At 48.5% G+C, this 20,757-nt stretch carries 19 protein-coding genes; all 19 read left to right on the top strand.

Features of this window, described 5'->3' with window-relative positions:
- Positions 1–109: 109 nt before the first annotated feature.
- The 19 genes from metH to Q5741_RS00650 all read left to right on the top strand — a co-directional run bounded on the left by metH (position 110) and on the right by Q5741_RS00650 (position 20,719).
- Entirely contained in the window at positions 110–3,535 is a 3,426-nt protein-coding gene (gene metH, locus Q5741_RS00740; protein ID WP_407074299.1) for a methionine synthase, read from the top strand.
- Between the two features lie 141 nt (positions 3,536–3,676).
- Entirely contained in the window at positions 3,677–4,609 is a 933-nt protein-coding gene (gene rnz, locus Q5741_RS00735; protein WP_305022130.1) for a ribonuclease Z, read from the top strand.
- Positions 4,610–4,958: 349 nt separating this feature from the next.
- Complete coding sequence (locus Q5741_RS00730; protein WP_407074298.1) at positions 4,959–5,759, top strand: TIGR01457 family HAD-type hydrolase; 801 nt, start codon at positions 4,959–4,961, stop codon at positions 5,757–5,759.
- Positions 5,760–5,761: 2 nt separating this feature from the next.
- Positions 5,762–6,583 carry an Fpg/Nei family DNA glycosylase gene (locus tag Q5741_RS00725; RefSeq protein WP_305022128.1) on the top strand — a complete coding sequence of 274 codons (822 nt, stop codon included), beginning with the start codon at positions 5,762–5,764 and terminating at the stop codon, positions 6,581–6,583.
- Positions 6,573–7,445 carry a deoxyribonuclease IV gene (locus Q5741_RS00720; RefSeq protein WP_305022127.1) on the top strand — a complete coding sequence of 291 codons (873 nt, stop codon included), beginning with the start codon at positions 6,573–6,575 and terminating at the stop codon, positions 7,443–7,445. Before Q5741_RS00725 ends, Q5741_RS00720 begins: the two co-directional genes overlap by 11 nt.
- Positions 7,446–7,457: 12 nt before the next feature.
- Entirely contained in the window at positions 7,458–7,796 is a 339-nt protein-coding gene (locus Q5741_RS00715; protein ID WP_305022126.1) for a cyclic-phosphate processing receiver domain-containing protein, read from the top strand.
- Complete coding sequence (locus Q5741_RS00710) at positions 7,793–8,107, top strand: thioredoxin family protein (protein ID WP_305022125.1); 315 nt, start codon at positions 7,793–7,795, stop codon at positions 8,105–8,107. The genes Q5741_RS00715 and Q5741_RS00710 overlap by 4 nt, the downstream gene beginning before the upstream one ends.
- Complete coding sequence (locus Q5741_RS00705; RefSeq protein ID WP_305022124.1) at positions 8,104–8,877, top strand: ABC transporter ATP-binding protein; 774 nt, start codon at positions 8,104–8,106, stop codon at positions 8,875–8,877. Before Q5741_RS00710 ends, Q5741_RS00705 begins: the two co-directional genes overlap by 4 nt.
- Positions 8,878–8,898: 21 nt before the next feature.
- The gene (locus Q5741_RS00700; RefSeq protein WP_305022699.1) at positions 8,899–9,954 is read left to right on the top strand and encodes an SAM-dependent methyltransferase; all 1,056 of its coding nucleotides are present in this window, start codon (positions 8,899–8,901) and stop codon (positions 9,952–9,954) included.
- 166 nt (positions 9,955–10,120) lie between these two features.
- Positions 10,121–11,602: a serine/threonine-protein kinase gene (locus tag Q5741_RS00695; RefSeq protein ID WP_305022123.1), complete on the top strand. Its 1,482-nt coding sequence runs from the start codon at positions 10,121–10,123 to the stop codon at positions 11,600–11,602.
- A gap of 48 nt (positions 11,603–11,650) precedes the next feature.
- Entirely contained in the window at positions 11,651–12,715 is a 1,065-nt protein-coding gene (locus Q5741_RS00690; protein ID WP_305022122.1) for an SAF domain-containing protein, read from the top strand.
- Between the two features lie 27 nt (positions 12,716–12,742).
- Positions 12,743–13,459, top strand: a complete 717-nt coding sequence (locus Q5741_RS00685; RefSeq protein WP_305022121.1) for a hypothetical protein — start codon at positions 12,743–12,745, stop codon at positions 13,457–13,459.
- The gene (locus Q5741_RS00680; protein WP_305022120.1) at positions 13,456–14,295 is read left to right on the top strand and encodes a hypothetical protein; all 840 of its coding nucleotides are present in this window, start codon (positions 13,456–13,458) and stop codon (positions 14,293–14,295) included. Before Q5741_RS00685 ends, Q5741_RS00680 begins: the two co-directional genes overlap by 4 nt.
- Positions 14,296–16,209 (top strand): ATPase, T2SS/T4P/T4SS family, encoded by a 1,914-nt coding sequence (locus Q5741_RS00675; RefSeq protein WP_305022119.1) that lies wholly within the window; start codon positions 14,296–14,298, stop codon positions 16,207–16,209. It abuts the gene before it with no gap.
- Positions 16,202–18,271: a hypothetical protein gene (locus Q5741_RS00670; protein ID WP_305022118.1), complete on the top strand. Its 2,070-nt coding sequence runs from the start codon at positions 16,202–16,204 to the stop codon at positions 18,269–18,271. Before Q5741_RS00675 ends, Q5741_RS00670 begins: the two co-directional genes overlap by 8 nt.
- 30 nt (positions 18,272–18,301) lie before the next feature.
- Complete coding sequence (locus Q5741_RS00665) at positions 18,302–18,787, top strand: ABC transporter permease (protein ID WP_305022117.1); 486 nt, start codon at positions 18,302–18,304, stop codon at positions 18,785–18,787.
- Between the two features lie 6 nt (positions 18,788–18,793).
- Positions 18,794–19,195 (top strand): hypothetical protein, encoded by a 402-nt coding sequence (locus tag Q5741_RS00660; RefSeq protein WP_305022116.1) that lies wholly within the window; start codon positions 18,794–18,796, stop codon positions 19,193–19,195.
- Positions 19,195–19,746 carry a hypothetical protein gene (locus Q5741_RS00655; protein ID WP_305022115.1) on the top strand — a complete coding sequence of 184 codons (552 nt, stop codon included), beginning with the start codon at positions 19,195–19,197 and terminating at the stop codon, positions 19,744–19,746. The genes Q5741_RS00660 and Q5741_RS00655 overlap by 1 nt, the downstream gene beginning before the upstream one ends.
- On the top strand, positions 19,733–20,719 hold the full coding sequence (locus Q5741_RS00650; RefSeq protein WP_305022114.1) for a hypothetical protein: 987 nt from the start codon (positions 19,733–19,735) through the stop codon (positions 20,717–20,719). The genes Q5741_RS00655 and Q5741_RS00650 overlap by 14 nt, the downstream gene beginning before the upstream one ends.
- Positions 20,720–20,757 lie beyond the last annotated feature (38 nt).

Below are 20,757 nucleotides of genomic sequence, written 5' to 3'. Positions count from 1 at the left end.
TAAAGCCTATAGCCAAGGCCTGAAAAAGCATTCTTCCACAATGAAAAGGTTTCTGATACACTAAGATTTAACGTTTTACGGGAGGGATAACACATTGAATAGGCCTAGCATGGAGATTGCAATGCAGCAACGAATTTTGATCCTCGATGGTGCCATGGGGACGATGATTCAGCAGGAGAACTTGACTCCCGACGATTTTGGCGGAGAAGATTTGGATGGATGCAACGAGATTCTGGTCTTAACTCGCCCGGAATTAATTCGTACCATTCACGAGAAATATTTGGAGGCAGGGGCAGACCTGATCGAGACTAACACGTTTGGAGCAACATCGGTCGTTCTGGCTGAATACGATATTGCTGGCAAAGCACGTGAAGTTAATCTTGCAGCCGCGCGTCTGGCTCGGGATGCGGTTGAGAAATACAGTACGGCTGAACATCCGCGTTATGTTGTTGGTGCAATGGGTCCTACGACGAAAACTCTGTCGGTTACCGGCGGAGTAACTTTTGCCGAACTGGTGGAAAGTTATGAAGAACAAGCACTGGCGCTCATTGAGGGTGGTGTTGATCTGCTGCTGCTTGAGACTTCTCAGGATACTTTGAATGTAAAAGCGGGCAGTATTGGTATCAGCCAAGCATATGAGAAGAGCGGTGTGAAGCTTCCATTAATGATTTCCGGCACGATTGAACCAATGGGAACTACGCTGGCAGGTCAAAATATTGAATCTTTCTATATTTCTCTTGAACATCTTAATCCGATCTCCATTGGATTGAACTGTGCCACGGGACCAGAGTTTATGCGTGATCATATCCGGTCTCTGTCCACAATATCCAAGGCTGCGATCAGCTGTTATCCTAACGCCGGTCTGCCCGATGAGAACGGGCATTATCATGAATCTCCGGAATCTCTGGCGCAAAAGCTGGGTGCTTTTGCACAGCAGGGCTGGTTGAACATTGCCGGGGGCTGCTGCGGAACAACACCTGAGCATATCCGTGCTATGGCAGAAACGATGAGTCAGTATAAGCCTAGAGAAGTAGCGGGTACCCACGCGCCGGCTTTATCAGGGATTGAACCCGTATATATTGAACAAGAGAATCGCCCTTATATGGTTGGAGAGCGTACTAACGTATTGGGCTCACGTAAGTTTAAACGCCTGATCGTAGAAGGTAAATACGAAGAAGCTTCTGAGATAGCCCGTGCTCAGGTCAAGAACGGCGCTCATGTTATTGACGTCTGTGTTCAGGACCCGGACCGTGAAGAGACCGAGGATATGGAAAAGTTTCTGGAGCTTGTGGTGAAGAAGGTCAAAGTACCTCTGATGATAGATACAACGGATGCCAAAGTTATTGATAGGGCCCTCCAGTATTCCCAGGGCAAAGCGATCATTAACTCCATTAACCTTGAAGATGGCGAAGAGAAGTTTGAGCAGGTTGTACCGCTAATCCATAAATATGGAGCAGCTGTTGTCGTAGGGACGATTGACGAGACCGGACAAGCCATCAGCAGAGAAGGCAAGCTCGAAGTAGCCACAAGATCCTACGATCTCCTTGTGAACAAGTATGGATTAAAAGCAGAAGATATCATTTTTGATACACTGGTATTCCCGGTAGGCACAGGGGATGAACAGTATATTGGTTCTGCCAAGGAAACCATCGAAGGTATACGACTCATCAAGCAGGCAATGCCGGAATGTCATACGATTCTGGGAATTAGCAACGTGTCCTTCGGCCTGCCTGAAGCCGGGCGTGAAGTATTGAATTCGGTCTTCCTGTATGAATGTACTAAGGCCGGCCTGGACTACGCAATCGTCAATACGGAGAAACTTGAACGGTATGCTTCCATTCCTGCAGAAGAGCGCAGACTGGCTGAACAGCTGATTTATGAAACGAATGATGAAACGCTCGCAGCTTTTGTAGCGGCATTCAGAAACAAAAAGGTAGAGAAAAAAGAAATCATCTCGAACCTGAGTCTGGAAGAGCGCCTTGCATCTTATGTAGTTGAAGGCACGAAAGAAGGGTTGATCCCGGATCTGGAGCTGGCTTTGGCCCAATATGGTCCTCTTGAAATTATCAACGGTCCGTTGATGAAAGGGATGGAAGAGGTCGGCAGGCTGTTTAACAACAACGAACTTATTGTGGCCGAGGTTCTTCAGAGCGCTGAAGTGATGAAGGCTTCTGTAGCTTATCTGGAACCCTTTATGGAGAAGAACGAGAGCGCGGTTAAAGGTAAAATTATGCTGGCAACCGTGAAGGGTGATGTTCACGATATCGGTAAAAACCTGGTCGAAATCATCCTCAGCAATAATGGTTACCAGATCGTTAATTTGGGTATAAAAGTACCACCAGAAAAGATTATTGAAGCTTACCGGGAACAAAAAGTCGATGCGATCGGTCTCTCTGGTCTGCTGGTTAAATCAGCACAGCAGATGGTGCTGACTGCTCAGGATCTGCGCACAGCCGGTATAGACGTTCCAATTATGGTAGGTGGTGCTGCTCTTACCCGCAAATTCACCAAAAACAGGATCCGGCCGGAATATAACGGGATGGTCGTATACGCGAAGGACGCCATGGATGGACTGGATATTGCTAATAAGCTGATGGATCCAGCCTCAAGACAAAAGATGCAGCAGGACATGGTTGCCGAAGCGGAAGCAGAAGGCGGCGTTGCCACAGAGGTGCGTGTACTCCCTGAGCTTACGCGCGTGGAACGATCCAATATCGCAACAGATGTTCCGGTATATCAGCCTCCTGACCTGGAGCGCCATGTTCTGCGCAGTTATCCTATTAACCATATTATTCCATATGTAAATATGCAGATGCTGCTGGGCCACCACCTAGGACTCAGAGGTTCTGTAGAACAGCTGCTCGCGTCAGGAGATGCCAAAGCGACGGCACTTAAGGAAACGGTTGACCAGATTTTTAAGGAAGCGGTGGATGAAGGGATTATCCAGGCTCACGCGATGTATCGCTTCTTCCCGGCACAAGGACGTGGCAACGATATTCTAGTATATGATCCAGAGGATCATTCCAAGATACTTCATACGTTCACCTTCCCGCGCCAGCAGGTTGAGCCATTCCTTTGCCTCGCTGATTTCCTTAAACCTGTCGAATCCGGTATAATGGATTATGTTGGGTTCATGGTAGTAACGGCAGGTCACGGTGTACAGAAGTTGTCTGCACAGTGGAAGGACCAGGGTGACTATCTGCGTTCACATGTGCTGCAAGCAGTGGCTTTGGAGACTGCAGAAGGTCTGGCCGAGCGTGTTCATCATATGATGCGCGACAGCTGGGGATTCCCGGACCCTCACGAGATGACCATGAAACAGCGTCACGGTGCCCGCTACCAGGGTATTCGCGTATCATTCGGATATCCGGCTTGTCCGGATCTGGAGGATCAGGCGCCGCTCTTCAAGCTGATGAAGCCTGAAGATATTGGCGTTGAGCTGACCGAGGGTTTTATGATGGAGCCGGAAGCTTCGGTCTCCGCAATGGTGTTCAGTCATCCTCAGGCCAAATACTTTAATGTAGACAAGGCTTAAGCCCTTGAAACTGAACAACATCAATTCGATATACATGCTCTGCCGAGCGGATCGGCGATGATGTAATTACCGCAAATGTAATTTCACCACCCTCCGATTGATCGGAGGTTTTTTGCTGGTTGGAAGAAAGAAGGTGGGTTTATGGAACTGTATTTTTTAGGCACTAACGCTGGTGTCCCTTCCCTGCAGCGTAATGTAACGGCTATAGCCTTAAGGATACTGGAAGAGCGGCGAAGTATGTGGCTGTTTGACTGCGGTGAAGGAACACAGCATCAAATCCTTAAATCTCCCTTGAAGCTGAGCAAGCTGGAAAAGGTATTCATTACCCACCTGCATGGTGACCACTTGTTTGGTCTGCCCGGGCTGCTCTCCAGCAGAGCTTACCAAGGAGGGACGACCCCTCTGGAGCTGTACGGACCGAAAGGGATTAAAGCTTTTATCGAGATGTCGCTTGAATTAAGTCAGTCCAGAATCAACTACGACTTAAAGGTCATCGAGCATGATGGCGGTATAATATTTGAAGATGATCAATTTGTCGTGGAATCGGCACTGCTGGATCACCGTATTGATAGTTACGGCTACCGGATAACCGAGAAAGACCGTCCCGGTAAACTGGACCTGGAGCAGTTGAAACAGCATGGAGTTAAACCCGGACCTATTTATGGCAAGTTAAAACGCGGTGAAGCCGTAGAACTCGGAGACGGGCTCGTGCTTCATCCTCATCAGGTGCTGGGTAGCCCGAAGAAGGGGAGAATTGTTACCATCCTTGGTGACACCCGTCCCGCTCCTAATGTAGTGCCGCTTGCACGTGGCGCAGACGTACTGGTTCACGAAGCAACTTTTCTTCACGAACTTGTGGACACGGCCTATGAATATCACCACAGTACGGCCGTTCAGGCTGCCGAAGCTGCCAAGCAAGCTGGTGTCGGACAACTGATTATGACTCATTTCAGCTCCCGGTACAAAGATCTGGATGAGCTGACTCCACTCTTGGAAGAGGCAAGAGGAATTTTTCCGGCTTCCTTCGTGGCTGAAGAGCATAAACTTTATCCTGTTGTCGAGAAGCAGGGCTAACGCAGAGCATAAGGAAGCTGTCTATTTGAGCGGAGACCGGAGGTGTTAACCTCCGGTTCTTTGCTCTGGAGCAGCGAAATCAGATAGGGAAATATACGGATAGAGCGTTCTATTTCCCAGGTAAGCGCATGAATTGACATGCGGGAGCAGATGACGATTAAAATTGACCCCCTTCGATAAGGTTCGACGAAAAGGATGGGGAGTCAAATATCAATTTGAATAGACGTTATGGAATCAAATTATGTAAAATAAATAAATATGCCGTATATAACATTTTATGATTAACATTTTCTTTCATCGAATGAATGATTAATGGCATGAAAGATTTTGGATGGAAAGGCGTGTTTACATGAAAGGGTTATTAATTGATCTGGATGGCACCATTTATCACGGGAAATCCATCATTTCAGGCGCAGATCTTTTGATACAGGAATTAAGGCGCCAAGGAATTCCGTATCTTTATGTCACTAATAACGCTTCGAGAACTCCGGCTTCTGTAGCTGAGCATCTGCGCTCGCTAGGAATTGAAGCTGATGCTCATGAAGTGTGCACGTCTGCGCTTGCTTCTGCCGAATATATTGCTTCAGAGATCTCCGATGGCAAAGTGTATTGTATCGGAGAAGCAGGGCTGCGGGAAGCGCTTGCTGATAAGGGACTTTTGTTAGTTGAAGATGAACAGGCTGATATTGTTGTTCAAGGGATTGACCGGTCTTTTACATACGACAAGCTGGCGGGAGCTGTTAGCCAAATACTAGGCGGGGCCCGTTTCGTAATGACCAATCCGGATTTACTGCTGCCGACCGACAGCGGTTTTATTCCAGGAGCGGGTAGCATTGGAGCTTCGATACAGGCTGCAACAAGTGTACAACCGATTATCATCGGCAAACCCTCTGGCATTCTCATGGATTATGCCCTCGACCGGATGGGGATTCAAGCGGATGAAGCCCTTGTGATCGGCGATAATATGCGTACGGATATTGCCGCCGGGGTGGCTGCTGGCTGCCGCACCGCATTGGTATTAACAGGAGTTACTACCCGTGAGAACATGGACACCCATTTGAAAGAGACGGGTTTGCAGGCAGACTGGATTTTTGATTCGCTGGCAGACCTTAGGATTTGGATTGAGCAAAACATTGGAAAGGAAAGATGAATATGCCGGAATTGCCCGAAATGGAGAATTACAGGATAAAATTATCCGAAGCCATATTGGATACACCTATCACAGGAGTACAAATTCTCAGAGACAAGTCCATTAACGTTGACGGTGTTGTCCTTGAGAAGGAGCTGATTGGGAGCAGGGTGGTATATGTTGAACGCAGAGCCAAACATCTCATTTTCCACCTCAGTACAGGCCGCCGTCTGCTGCTGCATCTGATGCTGGGCGGGCTGCTGTATCTCGGGTCTCAGGAGCAGCGCCCTCCTCGTTCTACACAAATTGAGATTGATTTTAATGGGAAAATTCTGTACTTTATCGGATTGCGCCTCGGTTATCTCCATCTGCTGACGGCTAAGGAGACAGAAGCGGTATTAGCCGAGCTTGGGCCGGAACCGCTGGATCGCCGCATGACGCTGGATAAATTCAAGGACACGTTAAAAGGACGCCGGGGATCGCTGAAAACAACGCTGGTCAATCAGCATATTATTGCAGGGATCGGCAACTGCTACTCCGATGAGATTGCTTTTACAGCAGGAATTACTCCCGCATCCAAGGTCCAGCATATTATGGCCAGTCCTGAGCTGAGTGAACGTCTTTATCATGCTATGCAATCGGTACTAAGGGAAGCTTTGTATGGTGGAGGTTATATCGAAATGCCCTTTACAGAGGGCGATACACTTACCGGTGCTTTCGATGACAAGGTGAGAGTATATGACCGGGAAGGGGAGACCTGCCCGCGGTGCAGCGGCACGATTGTACGCACTGAACTGAACGGACGCAAAGTGTTTCATTGCCCGCAGTGTCAGCATGATGCCTAGCAAAGGCTTTGCTGTAGGAGGTCATGTCAGCACCCGCGGTGGTTTTCTCAAGGCCGCTGAAAGGGCGGTTTCCACAGGCGGGGGCGCCTTTCAGTACTTTCCCAAAAATCCGCGAAGTCTTGCTCTAAAAAAGCTCAATGAATCGGATGCCAAAGCGGCCCAGGCGTTTACGATACAGCACAACCTTATGTCCATCGCGCATACACCTTACCCAAGCAACCCGGCAATCGGCAGAAAAAAGGGAGAAGATGCCTATCAAGCGCTGATAAATTCCATTCTGAACGATCTTGAAATCGCTGAATCATGCGGCTCTATGGGCATTGTACTTCATTATGGCCATATCCAATCTGGCGACTCACTTGAGGGGTATCGTAATATTATCTTTTGTCTGGATGAGGTGCTTGAGAGGTGGGAAGGATCGGCCAGGATCTTGTTGGAAAACCAAGCGGGTGATCATGGCCCCATGGGCACGATGATGGAAGAGCTCGTACAGGTTCGCAATTTGTGCCGTTATCCGGAGAAAGTCGGCTTTTGTATGGATACCTGTCATGCTTACGCTGCCGGATGGTGGAACGGAGGTCCTGATAAGGCTATGCTGGAGAAGGGGAACAAGCTTGGGTTCTGGAAGGAACTTGGCGCAGTTCATTTGAATGACTCCAAATATCCTGCCAGATCGCGCAAAGACCGTCATGAACGTGTGGGAAAAGGGTATATTGGCAAGGAAGGTTTTCTTTGGCTTTTGGAAATGGATTGGATGTACGGGATCCCGGTTATTCTCGAAAGTGAGACGGGTGCCGATGGAACACATCGTGAAGATATTGCGCAGGTAATCAAATGGGAAAAGGAGAGACCTGAGCGTTAGGGAGGCGACAGCATGATTCATGTGTTTTTGGACGATTACCGTGCTTGTCCGGAAGGATTTGTGCTGGCACGCAATGTGGAGGAATGTCTGCTGCTGCTGCGGGAGTGTGAAGTGGATATATTGTCTCTCGACTTTGAACTGGGACCGGATGAGAATGGGCAGGATGTGACATCTGCCATTGTCCGTGAACAGCTGTATCCCAGGCGCATCTACCTGCATACATCAAGCCTTTGGGGCAAACGTGTGATGTATGAGCAGCTGTATGCGAACAAGCCGGAGGGGACCCAGCTATTCAACGAGCCGATGCCGCTCGAGCTGTTGGATCAAATCGCCGGGGAGGGTGAGCAATGATAGAACTGGAAGCCAGAGAGCTGAAGCGCATGATCTGGGAGGGTTATCGGCTGGCGCTGTTCGTCTATACACCGATGTGCGGAACCTGTGCCGCAGCAAGACGCATGCTGGAGGTTGCAGAACAGCTGGTGCCAGAGAACACGCTCTATAGCGTCAACATTAACCGGATACCAGAGCAAGTGCAGGAGTACAGGATCTCCAGCGTTCCCGCGCTGCTGTTGTTTGACGGCGAGGCAGCAGAGCCGAAAGCAGTCTATAAAATGGGTTCGGTAGAACACCTGCTGAACGAGATTAGGAGCGTGATATCATGATCTCTATGGAGCATATTTCGCTGCGGCGTGGCGAAGATCTAATTCTGGATGATGTCAGTCTCAAAGTGAATAAAGGAGAGCACTGGGCCATTCTGGGCCGCAATGGCTCGGGCAAGACGACTTTGCTGGAAATGATGAACGGTTACCTGTTCCCGACCTCCGGCCGGATTGAAGTACTGGGTCATATCTATGGCCAATCTGACGTGCGTGAGGTCCGCAAAGAAATCGGTTATATCAGTCAGACCCTTCTGGAAAAGCTGGCCCTGAAGGATCCGGTGTGGGAGGTAGTGGCAACGGGGGCCTATGCGTATTTACGCTTTTATCAGGCGATTCCTGAAGAGGTTAAGGGACAGGCGGTAGCACTGCTCGAAGAAATGAATCTGGGTCATCGCAAGAATAACCCGCTGGGGACGTTGTCACAAGGGGAACGCAAAAAGGTGATGCTGGCCCGATCGCTCATGGCCAAGCCCAAACTGCTGATTATGGATGAGCCCTGTGCGGGTCTGGATCTGTTCGAGCGTGAAAAAATGCTGGTGGAGATTGACCGGCTGCGTAAGCGGGATGTCTCTGTCGTTTACGTTACGCACCATGTCGAAGAAATTGTTCCTCTGTTTACACACGTGGGGCTGATCCGTGAAGGGAAAGTAGCGGCCGCTGGACCTAAACATGAGGTATTAACGAAAGAAACAATTATGCGTACCTATGATATTCAGGTTGAGCTGCAATGGGATGCAGACCGGCCGTGGATACAGGTGCGTAATGGAGGGTAATGGATTTTGCAGCCAAATGAAATGTTTGATTTAGAGAGCCGCACTGAGAGGGAAGAGCAATCCCGTTTTATCTGTACGGCGAATCACGGGTTTCTGCCGTATGCGCAGGAAGAACTGCGCCGCCTGTTCGGCTCGGTGAAGAGCACCGTTGTTGTACCTGGAGAAGTATTTGCGGTGACCTTACAAGTGTCAGCGCAAGAAGCGGTAGAACAGATCGGCGCTTATCCGCCAATGTTTCTCCGCCATCTGTTTCCGGTTCAATTTCAGGAGAATAACGGTGATGCCGAGCAGATTTTGGCACAGCTAACCTCTTTTATTCTGAATCGTTCGGAACTGAATGGTTCACGCCTGAATGTACAAGTCCGCAAGTCCGAGGGCTGTTCCTGGGAAGGAAATGCGGGATCGCTGAAGCAGGAAGTGATGGACCGACTGGCGCCCGCGGGAGCAGAATTCACGCTGCAGGATGCAGACTATATTGTTTCTCTTTTTGCTGGAGATGAGGCATGGTATGCTGGGGTGTCCAGACCAGCGGACAATCTGTCCGATTGGAATGGCGGTGCTATTCGTTTTCAGCGTGAGGAGGTTCAGATTTCCCGTGCCAAGTTTAAGCTGCTGGAGGCTGAGGCGACATTTGGGATCGATTTTCGAGCATTCCATAAGGCCCTGGACATCGGGGCAGCTCCTGGAGGCTGGACTTCCTTCCTGCTGGAGCGTGGGCTTGAGGTTACAGCTGTTGATCCTGCCAAAATGAATACCTCTCTGCTGGAATCACCGCGGCTGACCTATTTGCGTAAAAATGCCGGTGAGGTGAAGTTCAGAGAGCGGGAGTTTGATCTGTTAGTATGTGATATGAGCTGGAGTCCCAAGCTGATGGCTAAATTGGTGACAGATCTTCTTTACAGCCTGCAGACAGGCGGCACTGCAATTGTTACGGTCAAGCTGATGCACAAAAAACCGCTGGCTCTGATCAAAGAGGTCATTACTTTGTTTGAGGAGTCTGGAATGCAGCTGCAGCGGGTGAAACAGCTCTTTCACAACCGTGACGAGGTCACACTCTTTATGATTAAATATGACTAAATATTATGTGACTGTAAGTAAATAAGTATTTACAAAAATTGACCAACTGTACTATAATGATACCAAATTATAACAAATGACAAACAGGGAAAGCATCCCGAAGTCGCTGTACATGCAGCGGCTCGGCGGTGCTTTCCTTTTTGATTTGTCCGAAAGGAGGGAAAGTATGAGCCTGGATGCTGAATTGGCATATGGCTCGGTAGTCGGAGGAAGATACCGGATTTTGCGATGTATTGGCCGAGGAGGGATGAGCAGAGTTTATCTGGCTGAGGATCAGAAGCTGCCGGGACAGCATTGGGCGGTAAAAGAGAATCTCCGGATTGACGGTATAGGGATGGCTAGAGAAGAAGCACAGATGCTGATTTCTCTCAATCACCCCAGGCTGCCGCGAATTGTTGATTTTGTTGAACCGGGAGAGGAAGGGAATATCAGTTATCTGGTTATGGACTTTATTGAAGGGACAACACTTGGTGATTATATCTCCGCATCAAAGGGGCGAGTTCCCGCAGAGCAGATCCTTCAGCTTGCTGCCCAGCTGCTGGAGGTGCTGGACTATCTGCACAGCCAGAATCCGCCTGTCATTTACAGGGATATGAAGCCAGGGAACATCATGTTGACAAGCGGGATGGATGTAAAGGTCATTGATTTTGGTATTGCTCGTAGTTTCCATGCGGAACGCCAAGAGGATACCGTTAAGCTCGGTACGCTAGGCTTTGCTGCACCAGAGCAATATGGAGGCAGGCAGAGTGATGCGCGCAGTGATATTTATGGATTAGGGGCCCTGCTGCTCTTCATCGTGACAGGCGGGCGTTACAGTGAGTGGCTGCCTGGCATTGAAACATCCATACAGCACGGAATTCCCAGATACTTTGTTCCTATGCTGCGCAAAATGCTGTATGTAGAACCGGCAGAACGATACCAAACCGCCGCAGAAGCACTTTGCGATTTAAAGAGAGGGGCGGCTACGCCGAAACCTCATCGACAGCAATGGAATGAGGAGCTGCTTTCCGGTACAAAAGTGGTTGCAGTGCTTGGGGTCTCTACGGGCGTGGGAGCAACACATACGACTATCTCGATAGGTCATCATCTGGATCGGCATTATGGAAAGGCTGCGATTATTGAGATGATCAGCGGGTCCAAATCGTTTGCTCGCATCCAGCAGCTAAAAGGAAGTGCAGCTTCGGTAAAAGACCATCACTTCTCACGCCAGTTCGAAATTGAAGGTGTACACTACTGGCGGCAGACAGGTCGGGCAGATGTTCTGAGCCTTCTCGGCGGAAGTTACCCGTTTATTGTACTCGATCTCGGAAGCGGTCGTGACGCTGAGAAGCTGGAAGAGCTGCTGCGGGCAGATATTGCATTGATTGTAGGCTCAGGTTCTTTATGGCGGCAGCAGGATATTCTGGAGTTTGTTCAGCTGGCAGGAAGGTATCCGCAGCATAAATGGCATTTTTGTCTGCCGCTTGCATCTGACAGGACAGTTCAATCCGTGAAGAATAACCTGGGACATAACCGGGTGTTTTCACTGCCGCTTCAGAGTGACCCGTTCGAAAGCGACGAGAGAATGGAGGTGGTGTGGGAGGAAATTCTTCGAAGCAAATTGCCGAAGCGCCGGCGCCGGTTTTCATTTTCAACCTTGTTCAAATAAAAAGTGGCTGTCAAATGAACAGCAGACCTAAAAGGCAGGAGGCATAATGTGTTCAAACTTCGGAAAAAGAGCAGACAGCTGCTGCTGGCGGGCAGCGTGGGAGCAGGAGTTGTCGGACTAATTTTTATCATATATGTGTTCTACAGCCACGTTCAGCTCCGCACAGTCCGTCAGCAAGCTTCCGACCAGGTTACACAGTTCAAACAGGAAGTACAGAAGCAAAGCGTGCAGGATCAGCAGCAGATAGCAGCCTATGTTCTGATCAGAGATATCGCAGCCGGGGTTACGATTAAGGCAGAAGACTTACAGCTGCGCCATATCCCTGCCGGAATAGCACCAGCTAATGTGATTTCGGATCGGAGTAAGCCGGCCGGAAAGACGGTCAAGATTCCGTTACAGAAGTCAACGGTTTTGACTACAGGCATGCTGAACGATCAGAGTCCAGTCTCCCACGATCTTCGGCACCGGCAGTTCGGTGCTGCCTTATTGCCTAGCAATCTGAAGACTGGCGATGTCGTCGACCTGCGGATACAGTTTCCAAGCGGTCAGGATTTTATTATTCTGGCCAAGAAGAAAATCAACATTTTGAGCGCACCTAATATATGGTTTACTCTGACTGAGCAGGAAATTCTCACACTGTCCAGTGCAATTGTTGACGCTTATCTTCACAAGGCCTCGATCTACGCTCTTACCTACGTAGAACCGGAATTTCAGAAGGAAGCAATCCCGACCTATCCTGCCAATCATGATGTCATCAAGCTGATGGCAGGTGATCCTAACATTGTCCAACAGGCCGAACGGGCTTTGGCAACAAGTATGAGAAACACGTTGGAAAAATCTTTAGTTTCATCTAACAACAATAATTTAATATCGAGTGATTCGATTCTGAGCTCTGACCGGCCTGTGTCCAGAGGGCTCGAAGCTGAAATTCATAATGAGGAGCGTATGAGCGCTTCGGGCTCTGCTTCGGTCAGCCCCTTGGAACCTGTGGTTTCTTCAGAAATGAATGAGAGCACCGTCAAAGAAACAAACGGCCAACCTGCTGATCTGCAGGAACAGAATGAAATTTTGCGAAACGGCACCTCGTCATCGGGCACGGAAGATTCATTTTAGTCTGTTATCTATACTAGGAGGGTTTATATGAACATCTGGATTTTTGCAGGTATGGCTGATAAAAGTGATATTCTGCTCTATCTTAGCAAGCTGGTGACTTCTTCCGGAAAACGAGTTTTACTGGTCGACGCTACCAGGTTGGGGAGATATCAGTACAGCATTCCGAAATTAGGGTTATTTCTGCAGATTACTCAATTTGCCGGCTTTGATGTAGCAGAAGGATTCCAGCATTACAATCAACTGTCCGGATACTTGGAAGAGCAGGGAATGAGAATGGAGGAAGCCTATGACTATGTGCTGATTGACCTTGAAGTCGAACAGTTCGCAGATGCAGAGCTGTTCCGTTCGGCTGCCGCCCGCGTATGGGTCAGTGATTATGGCAGAATGCAGCTTGAGCGGGGCAGGAAGTGGCTGGAAAATCAAATAGAAACAGGGCTGATCGAACGGGACAGCCCATTTTATTCCGTTTATGTTCAGACCGTTGATTCGCAGCTGCATAATCATTATTTGACCAGCTATCTCGCAAAGTGCGGGATCATGTGGCATCCGGAGTTGACGTTCCTTCCCTTGGATGAAAGTAACGTAGCGCTCAGACTGGAGAACGAACACAATCAAAGTCTGCGGATCAAGCCGCTGAGCCGGCGATACAAGCGGGAGCTGAGACAATTGGTCAGCAGGCTGACAGGCTGGGAAGAGCGCTACAGCCGCAGATTGTGGAAGATTGCAGAAAGGAGACAGGCATGAGTATGGTTGTCTTCTGGAGCCCGGTTCAGGGACGCAGCGGGTCGTCTACCCTGGCTTTGGCTTCTGCCCTTACGTTAGGTTTCCGGTATCGCATCCGTCAGCTTCTGACTCATCTTGGGTGTAGGGGAAACGGGCCTGAACAAGGACTTTCTTTAGCTGGTGGAACAGGAACTGATAATCCGGATTATCACTTTAGTAATCATGGATGGGATGCAATGCAGCGCATGTATCTGAGCCGTTCCCTGACGAAATACAATTTCTGCAGCTATACCCTTCCTATGCTTGAAGAAAGGCTGGATGTTCTGATGGGTATTGAGAGTGCTGATTTCAGATATCAGACCGATAACCCGGCTCTCGTGAATACGGTAATGGATACGGCAAGTCAATATTATGAACTTGTAATTGTAGATTTGGGCAGCGGAATGCTGCTGCAGGAAAAGGAGCTGAATGTTATGAAAAAAGCTGATCTTGTTGTCGTTTCATTAACACAGAATACGAGTGATTTGGATATTTTTTTCAGTCAGGAGCAGTGGCCTGAGATGCTAGCAGAGAAGGAGCAGCTGTACACAATCCCTAAATATGACATAACGTCGAGATTTACAGCCGCGAACATCAGGCGTAGATACGATGTGAAGCAGCCTATATATACTGTGCCTTATCATACAGATGTCATGGACTCATGGAACCGCAAAGATATGAAGTCCTGGGTACAGCAGAATATGAATTCATCCAGAGTAAGATCTGACTGGCAAGAGGGCATGCATGATCTAACGAAGATGATCCTGGAGAACAGCGGTCTGCAGTCAATACTTAAGCAGATCGAGAGGGGCGCATAAATGCGGTCAGCCCTTTTAAACGTCCTAATGACGAGTATCATCGGTTTAGGGTGTCTCTGCTATATCGCTGTAAGCTGGATGCGTTCCCGTAAGCAGTCTCCTCTGGAGCATGCATCGGATCACACCACTATTAGCATGGATGTCATCATTCATTATATTAAAAATGCACTTCATGAGCTCAGCCATCGTCAATTGGCGGATGCGGGACTTGGAGAAGAGGAATACAAGCGGAGATTACAACAGCGTACGGAACTTCGTAAAGCGTTAAAAGGATGTGTCTCAGGAAGTGTAGATGACAAAAAATTTGTAAAACAAATGATTGCCGATCTGCTGATTCAAGGATATGGGCTGCAGGAGAGTCAAGCTGACAGCTTGATTCCGTTTGAGAATCCGGATTTACTAACGAGTCAGGACAAGTTTGAAATTATATTTTATTTATTCCAGCAGCAGTTCGGGGCCGATGCCTTGGCCAGGATGCTTGATACCTATGGATTAGCACAGCTTAGACCAGGAATGGAGGGGGATGGACCCGGTTCGGAATCATATTGGGTAGACCATGATGATATAGACCATATTTTCCGCTGTGAGTATCAGATGCTTCACTTTCATGACAAACTTCAAATCATTGCACAGCGTGTCTATCAGCAGTACAAAGGTTTCTCTGTTGCGGATGACATCCGTGATCAGAGAATTGACGGAGTAAGCGGTGGGGTCAGCGGGATCACAGAATCCAGCTGGATTCAGGAGCAGGAGCCCGTGATGCGATGGAGCCTGGAAGGGGGGCTGCCGGAACAAATTCCTGTTCAGCCGGCTAATGGATGTGAGAGTGTCTGGGTCTTTTATAAAGGAAAATCGATACACTTCTCTTTTCTCTCTTTCGGATCAGAATCTGAATTAAAACGCGTCTGTCAGAACATCTACAAATATAATCATCCGGGACAGCTTTCTGAGGCCAACGGTTATAAAGTGAATGAGATGAAGGATGGATCCAGGGTCGTTGTGGTGCGTCCGCCTTTTTCAGAGTCATGGGCTTTCTTTGTCAGGAAATTTGATACCGCGAAAGCGACATTGGAGCAATTGATTACCGGGCCGAATGCGGAACTCCCAATACAGCTTCTATCCTTTCTGATGAAGGGCAGCCGGATTACAGCTATTACAGGTGCTCAAGGATCAGGTAAGACGACCATGCTCATGGCTATGGTTGGTCATATTTATGCTATGTACACATTACGTGTACAGGAGATGGCTTTTGAACTTCATTTGAGGAGGATGTACAGCCGGCGAAACATTTTGTCTTTTAAGGAGACGGATCATATCTCGGGGCAGGATGGCTTGGACCTCCAGAAAAAAACGGATGGTACGGTAAACATTCTTGGGGAGGTCGCCAGTGACGGAGTAGCAGCCTGGATGATTCAGATGTCCCAGGTCGCCAGTTTATTTACCGTATTTACACACCATGCCAAAACATTCCGGGACCTGGTATTTTCTCTTCGCAATTCTCTTTTGAAAGCAGGCGTGTTTCAGCAGGAAGATGTTGCGGAGGAGCAGGTTGTCAGTGTTATTAACTTTGATGTCCACTTGAAGAAAGATGCGGATGGCCGGCGGTATATCGAAAGAATAACGGAATGTATACCTATAGACGCAGGACTGGAGAATTCGGATACGGAGCCTTTGGAAGATATGGATTATATAAAACAATGGTCAGTCGTTAGCCGAGAATACATGGGGAAGAGACTGAATCGCACGAGGTTTATTACCCGCAATATTGTGGAGTACGAGAATGGGCATTACATAACCCGACACGCCATTTCTCAAATGAATGCAAAAGAGATGAAGGAGCAGATGAACGCGCAAGATCGGGATGAATTTGAACACTTTCTGGCAGTTCATTGGGGGACAGTTGTTCATGCTTAATACAGTACTTATCTATGTTCTGCTTGCTTCACTGCTCGGATTAACGGTCATGCTGATTCTCGTGAACTGGAGGGTACGGTTCGAGCGGCGTATGGCAGTCCTGCATGCAATCCCGGGTAGCAGCCAAGGCGGATGGTCATGGAAGGATGCATGGAACCGGGGATTGATTTCCGCTTATGCGTTGTGCTCCCGGCTGGCGTTGGTGGACGGATATACCGCTCGAGTTCGCAGAAAGATTGCAGCGGCAGGAGTTTATACTGAGTATCAGCTCCGGCGCAAAACGATGGAACTTATGCTGACAGTATCTGTAATCGTGATGCTCTCTGGTGCGACATTAATTTGGATGAGACCAGGGCTGTCTGTCCTGATCCTTATACTGCTCTGTGCGGTTGTCCTGAACAGTCTTGTCATTGACCTTGCTGTACAGCGACTGGAACGGCGTCTCCTCTCCAGTATGATGGAGCTGTTCGGAGATGTCAGGCACCGCTATCAGCAGCACAGCATGGTAGAGGAAGCATTAGCCGAAGCGGCAGAGTTCATGGAAGGAGAGGCATCCCTGCATGCCATGCAGATATATGAGGCATTATGCGACACGGATCCTGCTGCGGCTCTGGAGCAGTATTATGAGAGGGCCCCCAACCGTTTTCTAAAAGCTTTTGCCGGTATTTCATTTATGGTTCTGGAGCTTGGTGATCGATCAAAGAAGCATGGCTCCATATATTTAAAAGGCATTGAGGGGTTGATGCAGGAGATTCAGCTGGAACTGCTGCGCCGTGATCGTTTGGATTACCTGCTAAAGGGACTGCACATCATTGCGTTGGCGCCGGTATTGTTTATCCTGCCGATTCAGCGCTGGGCCCAGTCCAATTTTCCGACGATGAATACATTTTATGATGGAAAGTTAGGCTGGATTACCAAACTGATTCTGTATGCCATTGTAGTTCTAGCTTATATCCTGCTGCAGAAGCTTAACACCGTAAGGGAGACAGGCTATAGGGCAGGTCAGGACGGGCAGCGTTGGGAAGAGAAATGGTCAGATCGGAAATGGGTTCGGCTGAGTCTCAGATTATTCTGTCCGCAGCCTGGCAGTCCGGTATATATGACTAAGGTCAGGCTCCTGCGGGATACGAACAGTACAGGTAAAGTGGAATGGCTGTATGTCCGCAGGATATTTGCGTTCCTGATCAGTTTGATCGTTTGCCTGGTCACTCTTTTTTCTTTGCACATTTTGCAGAAGCAGCATATTATTCATGATCCCGTATCGGATGGAAGAATGTTCGGAAGAATGAATGCTTTTCAGCTTCAGGAAGCGTATCAGGAGGCTGCGGCCGACTATGAAGTTATGCACAGGCTGAAGATGTCGAGTGAAGCAGGTTTTAATGAGATTGCAAAGGAAACGCAGTCGGCCGCTCATCGTTCCTTAGCTCCTGATCGTCTGAACGAAATGGTGCACCGTATACAGGAAAAGCTGCAGTTATGGAACCAGGAATATATGAAATGGTGGGAGGTTCTCCTCTGCCTAGGGGCCGCTGTTACCGCTTATTGGCTTCCGGTGTGGGTGTTGTATTTTCACAAAAAAATGCGTTCCCTTGACATGAGGCATGAGGTTTACCAGTTTCAGACTATTTTATCCATACTGTGTGAGATGGAGCGCATCTCCGTTGAGGAAATGCTGGAATGGATGAACCGCTTTGCCGTCATTTTCAAGGAACCTATTCAGAAAAGTCTGCTTCATTTTGAGCACGGGCCAGAGATGGCTTTGGAACAGCTTCGTGAAGAAGTGACTTTCTCAGAATTCCAGCATTTGATTGATAAGCTGCAATTGGGTCTTGGAAGGGTGACGATTTGGGAGGCATTTGATGATCTGGAGGGCAGGATGGCCTTTTATTTTGAACAGCGCAAACAGGAATACACGCGGATCATTGAAGCCAAGGCTTCCTGGGGACGATTAATCGGGTTCACGCCTATGTATGGCCTCATATTCCTGTATCTCGTGATGCCGCTGATCGGCATGAGCTTTATCCAGATGAATGACTACTATGATCAAATCCAAAAGATCTGACTATCATTAAGAACGATGGAGGATAAATAGATGAATAATGCATCAACAGCTTTAAAGGTTGCAGCGGGAATTTTTTTGACGATTGCCCTGATCACTATTGTTGTCATTCTATTTATTTCGGCACAGGAAGCAACCAAAACGGCCCAAAATAACTTTGCCGACATCCAGACCGAGCTGTCACAAGCTTCTTTTACGGTGTATGACGGGACAACAATCAGCGGCTCGCAGGTAACCAATGCGCTGCGGAAGTTTAAAGATAAGGATCAGTTTGGCATCCGGATTATTACAGGCAAAAACCAGGCAGGTCAATGGTACGGCAACGCGCTCAGTCTTAACAGCTCTGCGGGATCTGATCAGTATGGTTCCGTCCTGAATCCGAACGACCGCTTGGGCCGGCTTCAAAACACACTTGATGAGAAGTTGAACGAATATGTAAATCCCAGCGGAAAATTTAAAGCCGAGATTGTTAAAGACAGCTCCAATGTAGTACGCGGGCTGATCTTCAGCCAATCTTGATTAACTATGCATTCAGCGCTTAGTCATATGCTGTTCACCGCGGCTGGACTTCTGCTGTTCGTAACAGCTTGTATGTTCTCATTCGAGACAGCTGGAGGGCTCGAACAATCCCTTTATACGTTTCGGTCACATGCTGAGGCAAGGGATGGACGGATCCAATTGAGCAGTCAGGCAGTCTTTCCGTCGTATTATACGAGCGGTGAAGTAGTGATGTACGTCAGAGTAATGAAGGGCGGCAGGCCGCCCATTGAAGTGGACGGTGTTTTTATTCAGGCTGATGAGGATTTGGAGAATGTGTTAGAACGGCTTGTCTCCATTACGTCCCTTCAGAGTCGTTATAAGATCAGTTACGATAGGGACTCACAAGGGGAAATTAAAATGATCCGCTTTTTAAAGGAGGGAACCTAGTGGTTAACTCTCTCTCCAAAGTGTTTGCAGCTCTGCTTGCCGTTATGCTGCTATACATCTATCCTGCTGCTGAAGCAGCACAGCGTCAGGACGATCTGAGCAGACTGGCTGCTCGGCAGGCGGTGACCCGTTTCGTGGATGCCGTTCGTACCAAAGGCTTTATAACACCCCTGATGTACAGTGAATTTACCAATGAGCTGGCACTGACAGGGAATCTGTATGATATAAACTTGGAGCATCAACATTTAAAGTATGTGCCGGATTATCTTGATGCTGCAGAACCAGACACTTTCCAGGGCAGCTACCAGACGGTCTACGATGGATATTATAATGCGCAGATTTTTGCGAAGCTTTACCCTGGTTCTTCTGTATCTGAAGATGGTGAACGAAGATATTTAATGACTGCGGATGATTTTTTCTCGGTCCGGATTACCAACACAAATCGTACGATGAGTGAATCGCTTCGCAGCATGCTGCTGCTTTCAACGGAAGCAGATGCCTCATCCATATATATCTCCTACGGGGGTATGGTATTGAATGAAGCTTACTGATTTAGGACTGCTGTTCCTCATTGTGTTCGTGCCGATATTTGTCATAGCTGCTATCCATCTGTCTGACGAGCGGGAAGTACAATGGCTGGAGGAGAAATATACATCTGCGCTTCAGACAGCTGTACAGGATGCAGGCGCTGCCTTGTCACGCAATGAAAGGCTGGAGGAAGAGGCTGGATATGGTTCGAGCAAAAAAGTGAGGGCGAATAAAGAGATGGCCTTAGATATTTTCACCAAGTCACTGGCCATGAATATGGGTATCGACGAGAATCCTGCACTGCTTCGACAGCTGTATGACTACATACCTGCCTTGGTGGTTGTCGACTATGAGGGCTGCTATATCCTGAGCCAGGAGGAGTGGACTTCAAGTGACGGAACAAAACGGAAGAAACCAGTGTGGTCTGCACTGAAGCCTTATGTTTATCAGGATGCTCAAGGGAACATGATTCATTTTACATTGGATGATGAATTTGAAGCTTATGATGCTGCAGCAGGCCGCTGGCTAAAAGGGAAACAGGCGGAGGCGGGCAGAGCGACCTCAATCCCTTTGCTTCAGAACACCTCTCTGTACCACCAAGTCAGACGTTCAACAATTGTAAACCGGATCCAACAGGATTTGGCCACTGTGATCCAATCCCATCCGACCGTAGGAAGAAACGGAGCTCAGAATTACCAGTTCATGCTTCCGACTATCCCAGATGAAGAGTGGTACAACTCCATTGAGGATGTAGGGATTCTTGTTTTTCTACAAGGGATTCCCGTAGGTAACCGTTATTATAATAACTTTGCAATGGGCGGAGGCAGGCTGGTCAGAAAGGAAACCATATGGGCAGGTGCAGATCCCGCATCAGGTATCCGTTATTATGCTTCTGATTCCTGTGCAAGGCCTTTTCCGGCCGAGGAAGCATTTGTAAGCCGGAGTGAAGCTGCGTCGCATGGTTATTTTGAATGGCGATGTGATTCCGATGGATGATTTGATTAGAGGTTGGATTACGGCTAACGTTATTCCCA

This window comes from Paenibacillus lacisoli, from assembly GCF_030580655.1.
Classification (GTDB): Bacteria; Bacillota; Bacilli; order Paenibacillales; family Paenibacillaceae; genus Paenibacillus; species Paenibacillus lacisoli.
Note: the sequence above shows the minus strand (reverse complement) of the source record. Positions and strands in the feature narration are given on the sequence as shown.

Bases quoted from the DNA above. Each gene is read 5' to 3' on its own strand.
- Q5741_RS00725 (WP_305022128.1), top strand. From the start codon at position 5,762: ATGCCGGAATTGCCCGAAATGGAGAATTACAGGATAAAATTATCCGAA.
- Q5741_RS00675 (WP_305022119.1), top strand. From the start codon at position 14,296: ATGCGGTCAGCCCTTTTAAACGTCCTAATGACGAGTATCATCGGTTTA.
- Q5741_RS00700 (WP_305022699.1), top strand. From the start codon at position 8,899: ATGTTTGATTTAGAGAGCCGCACTGAGAGGGAAGAGCAATCCCGTTTT.
- Q5741_RS00680 (WP_305022120.1), top strand. From the start codon at position 13,456: ATGAGTATGGTTGTCTTCTGGAGCCCGGTTCAGGGACGCAGCGGGTCG.
- Q5741_RS00685 (WP_305022121.1), top strand. From the start codon at position 12,743: ATGAACATCTGGATTTTTGCAGGTATGGCTGATAAAAGTGATATTCTG.
- metH (WP_407074299.1), top strand. From the start codon at position 110: ATGGAGATTGCAATGCAGCAACGAATTTTGATCCTCGATGGTGCCATG.
- Q5741_RS00670 (WP_305022118.1), top strand. From the start codon at position 16,202: ATGCTTAATACAGTACTTATCTATGTTCTGCTTGCTTCACTGCTCGGA.
- Q5741_RS00650 (WP_305022114.1), top strand. From the start codon at position 19,733: ATGAAGCTTACTGATTTAGGACTGCTGTTCCTCATTGTGTTCGTGCCG.
- Q5741_RS00705 (WP_305022124.1), top strand. From the start codon at position 8,104: ATGATCTCTATGGAGCATATTTCGCTGCGGCGTGGCGAAGATCTAATT.
- Q5741_RS00720 (WP_305022127.1), top strand. From the start codon at position 6,573: ATGATGCCTAGCAAAGGCTTTGCTGTAGGAGGTCATGTCAGCACCCGC.
- Q5741_RS00665 (WP_305022117.1), top strand. From the start codon at position 18,302: ATGAATAATGCATCAACAGCTTTAAAGGTTGCAGCGGGAATTTTTTTG.
- Q5741_RS00730 (WP_407074298.1), top strand. From the start codon at position 4,959: ATGAAAGGGTTATTAATTGATCTGGATGGCACCATTTATCACGGGAAA.
- Q5741_RS00660 (WP_305022116.1), top strand. From the start codon at position 18,794: ATGCATTCAGCGCTTAGTCATATGCTGTTCACCGCGGCTGGACTTCTG.
- Q5741_RS00695 (WP_305022123.1), top strand. From the start codon at position 10,121: ATGAGCCTGGATGCTGAATTGGCATATGGCTCGGTAGTCGGAGGAAGA.
- Q5741_RS00715 (WP_305022126.1), top strand. From the start codon at position 7,458: ATGATTCATGTGTTTTTGGACGATTACCGTGCTTGTCCGGAAGGATTT.
- Q5741_RS00710 (WP_305022125.1), top strand. From the start codon at position 7,793: ATGATAGAACTGGAAGCCAGAGAGCTGAAGCGCATGATCTGGGAGGGT.
- rnz (WP_305022130.1), top strand. From the start codon at position 3,677: ATGGAACTGTATTTTTTAGGCACTAACGCTGGTGTCCCTTCCCTGCAG.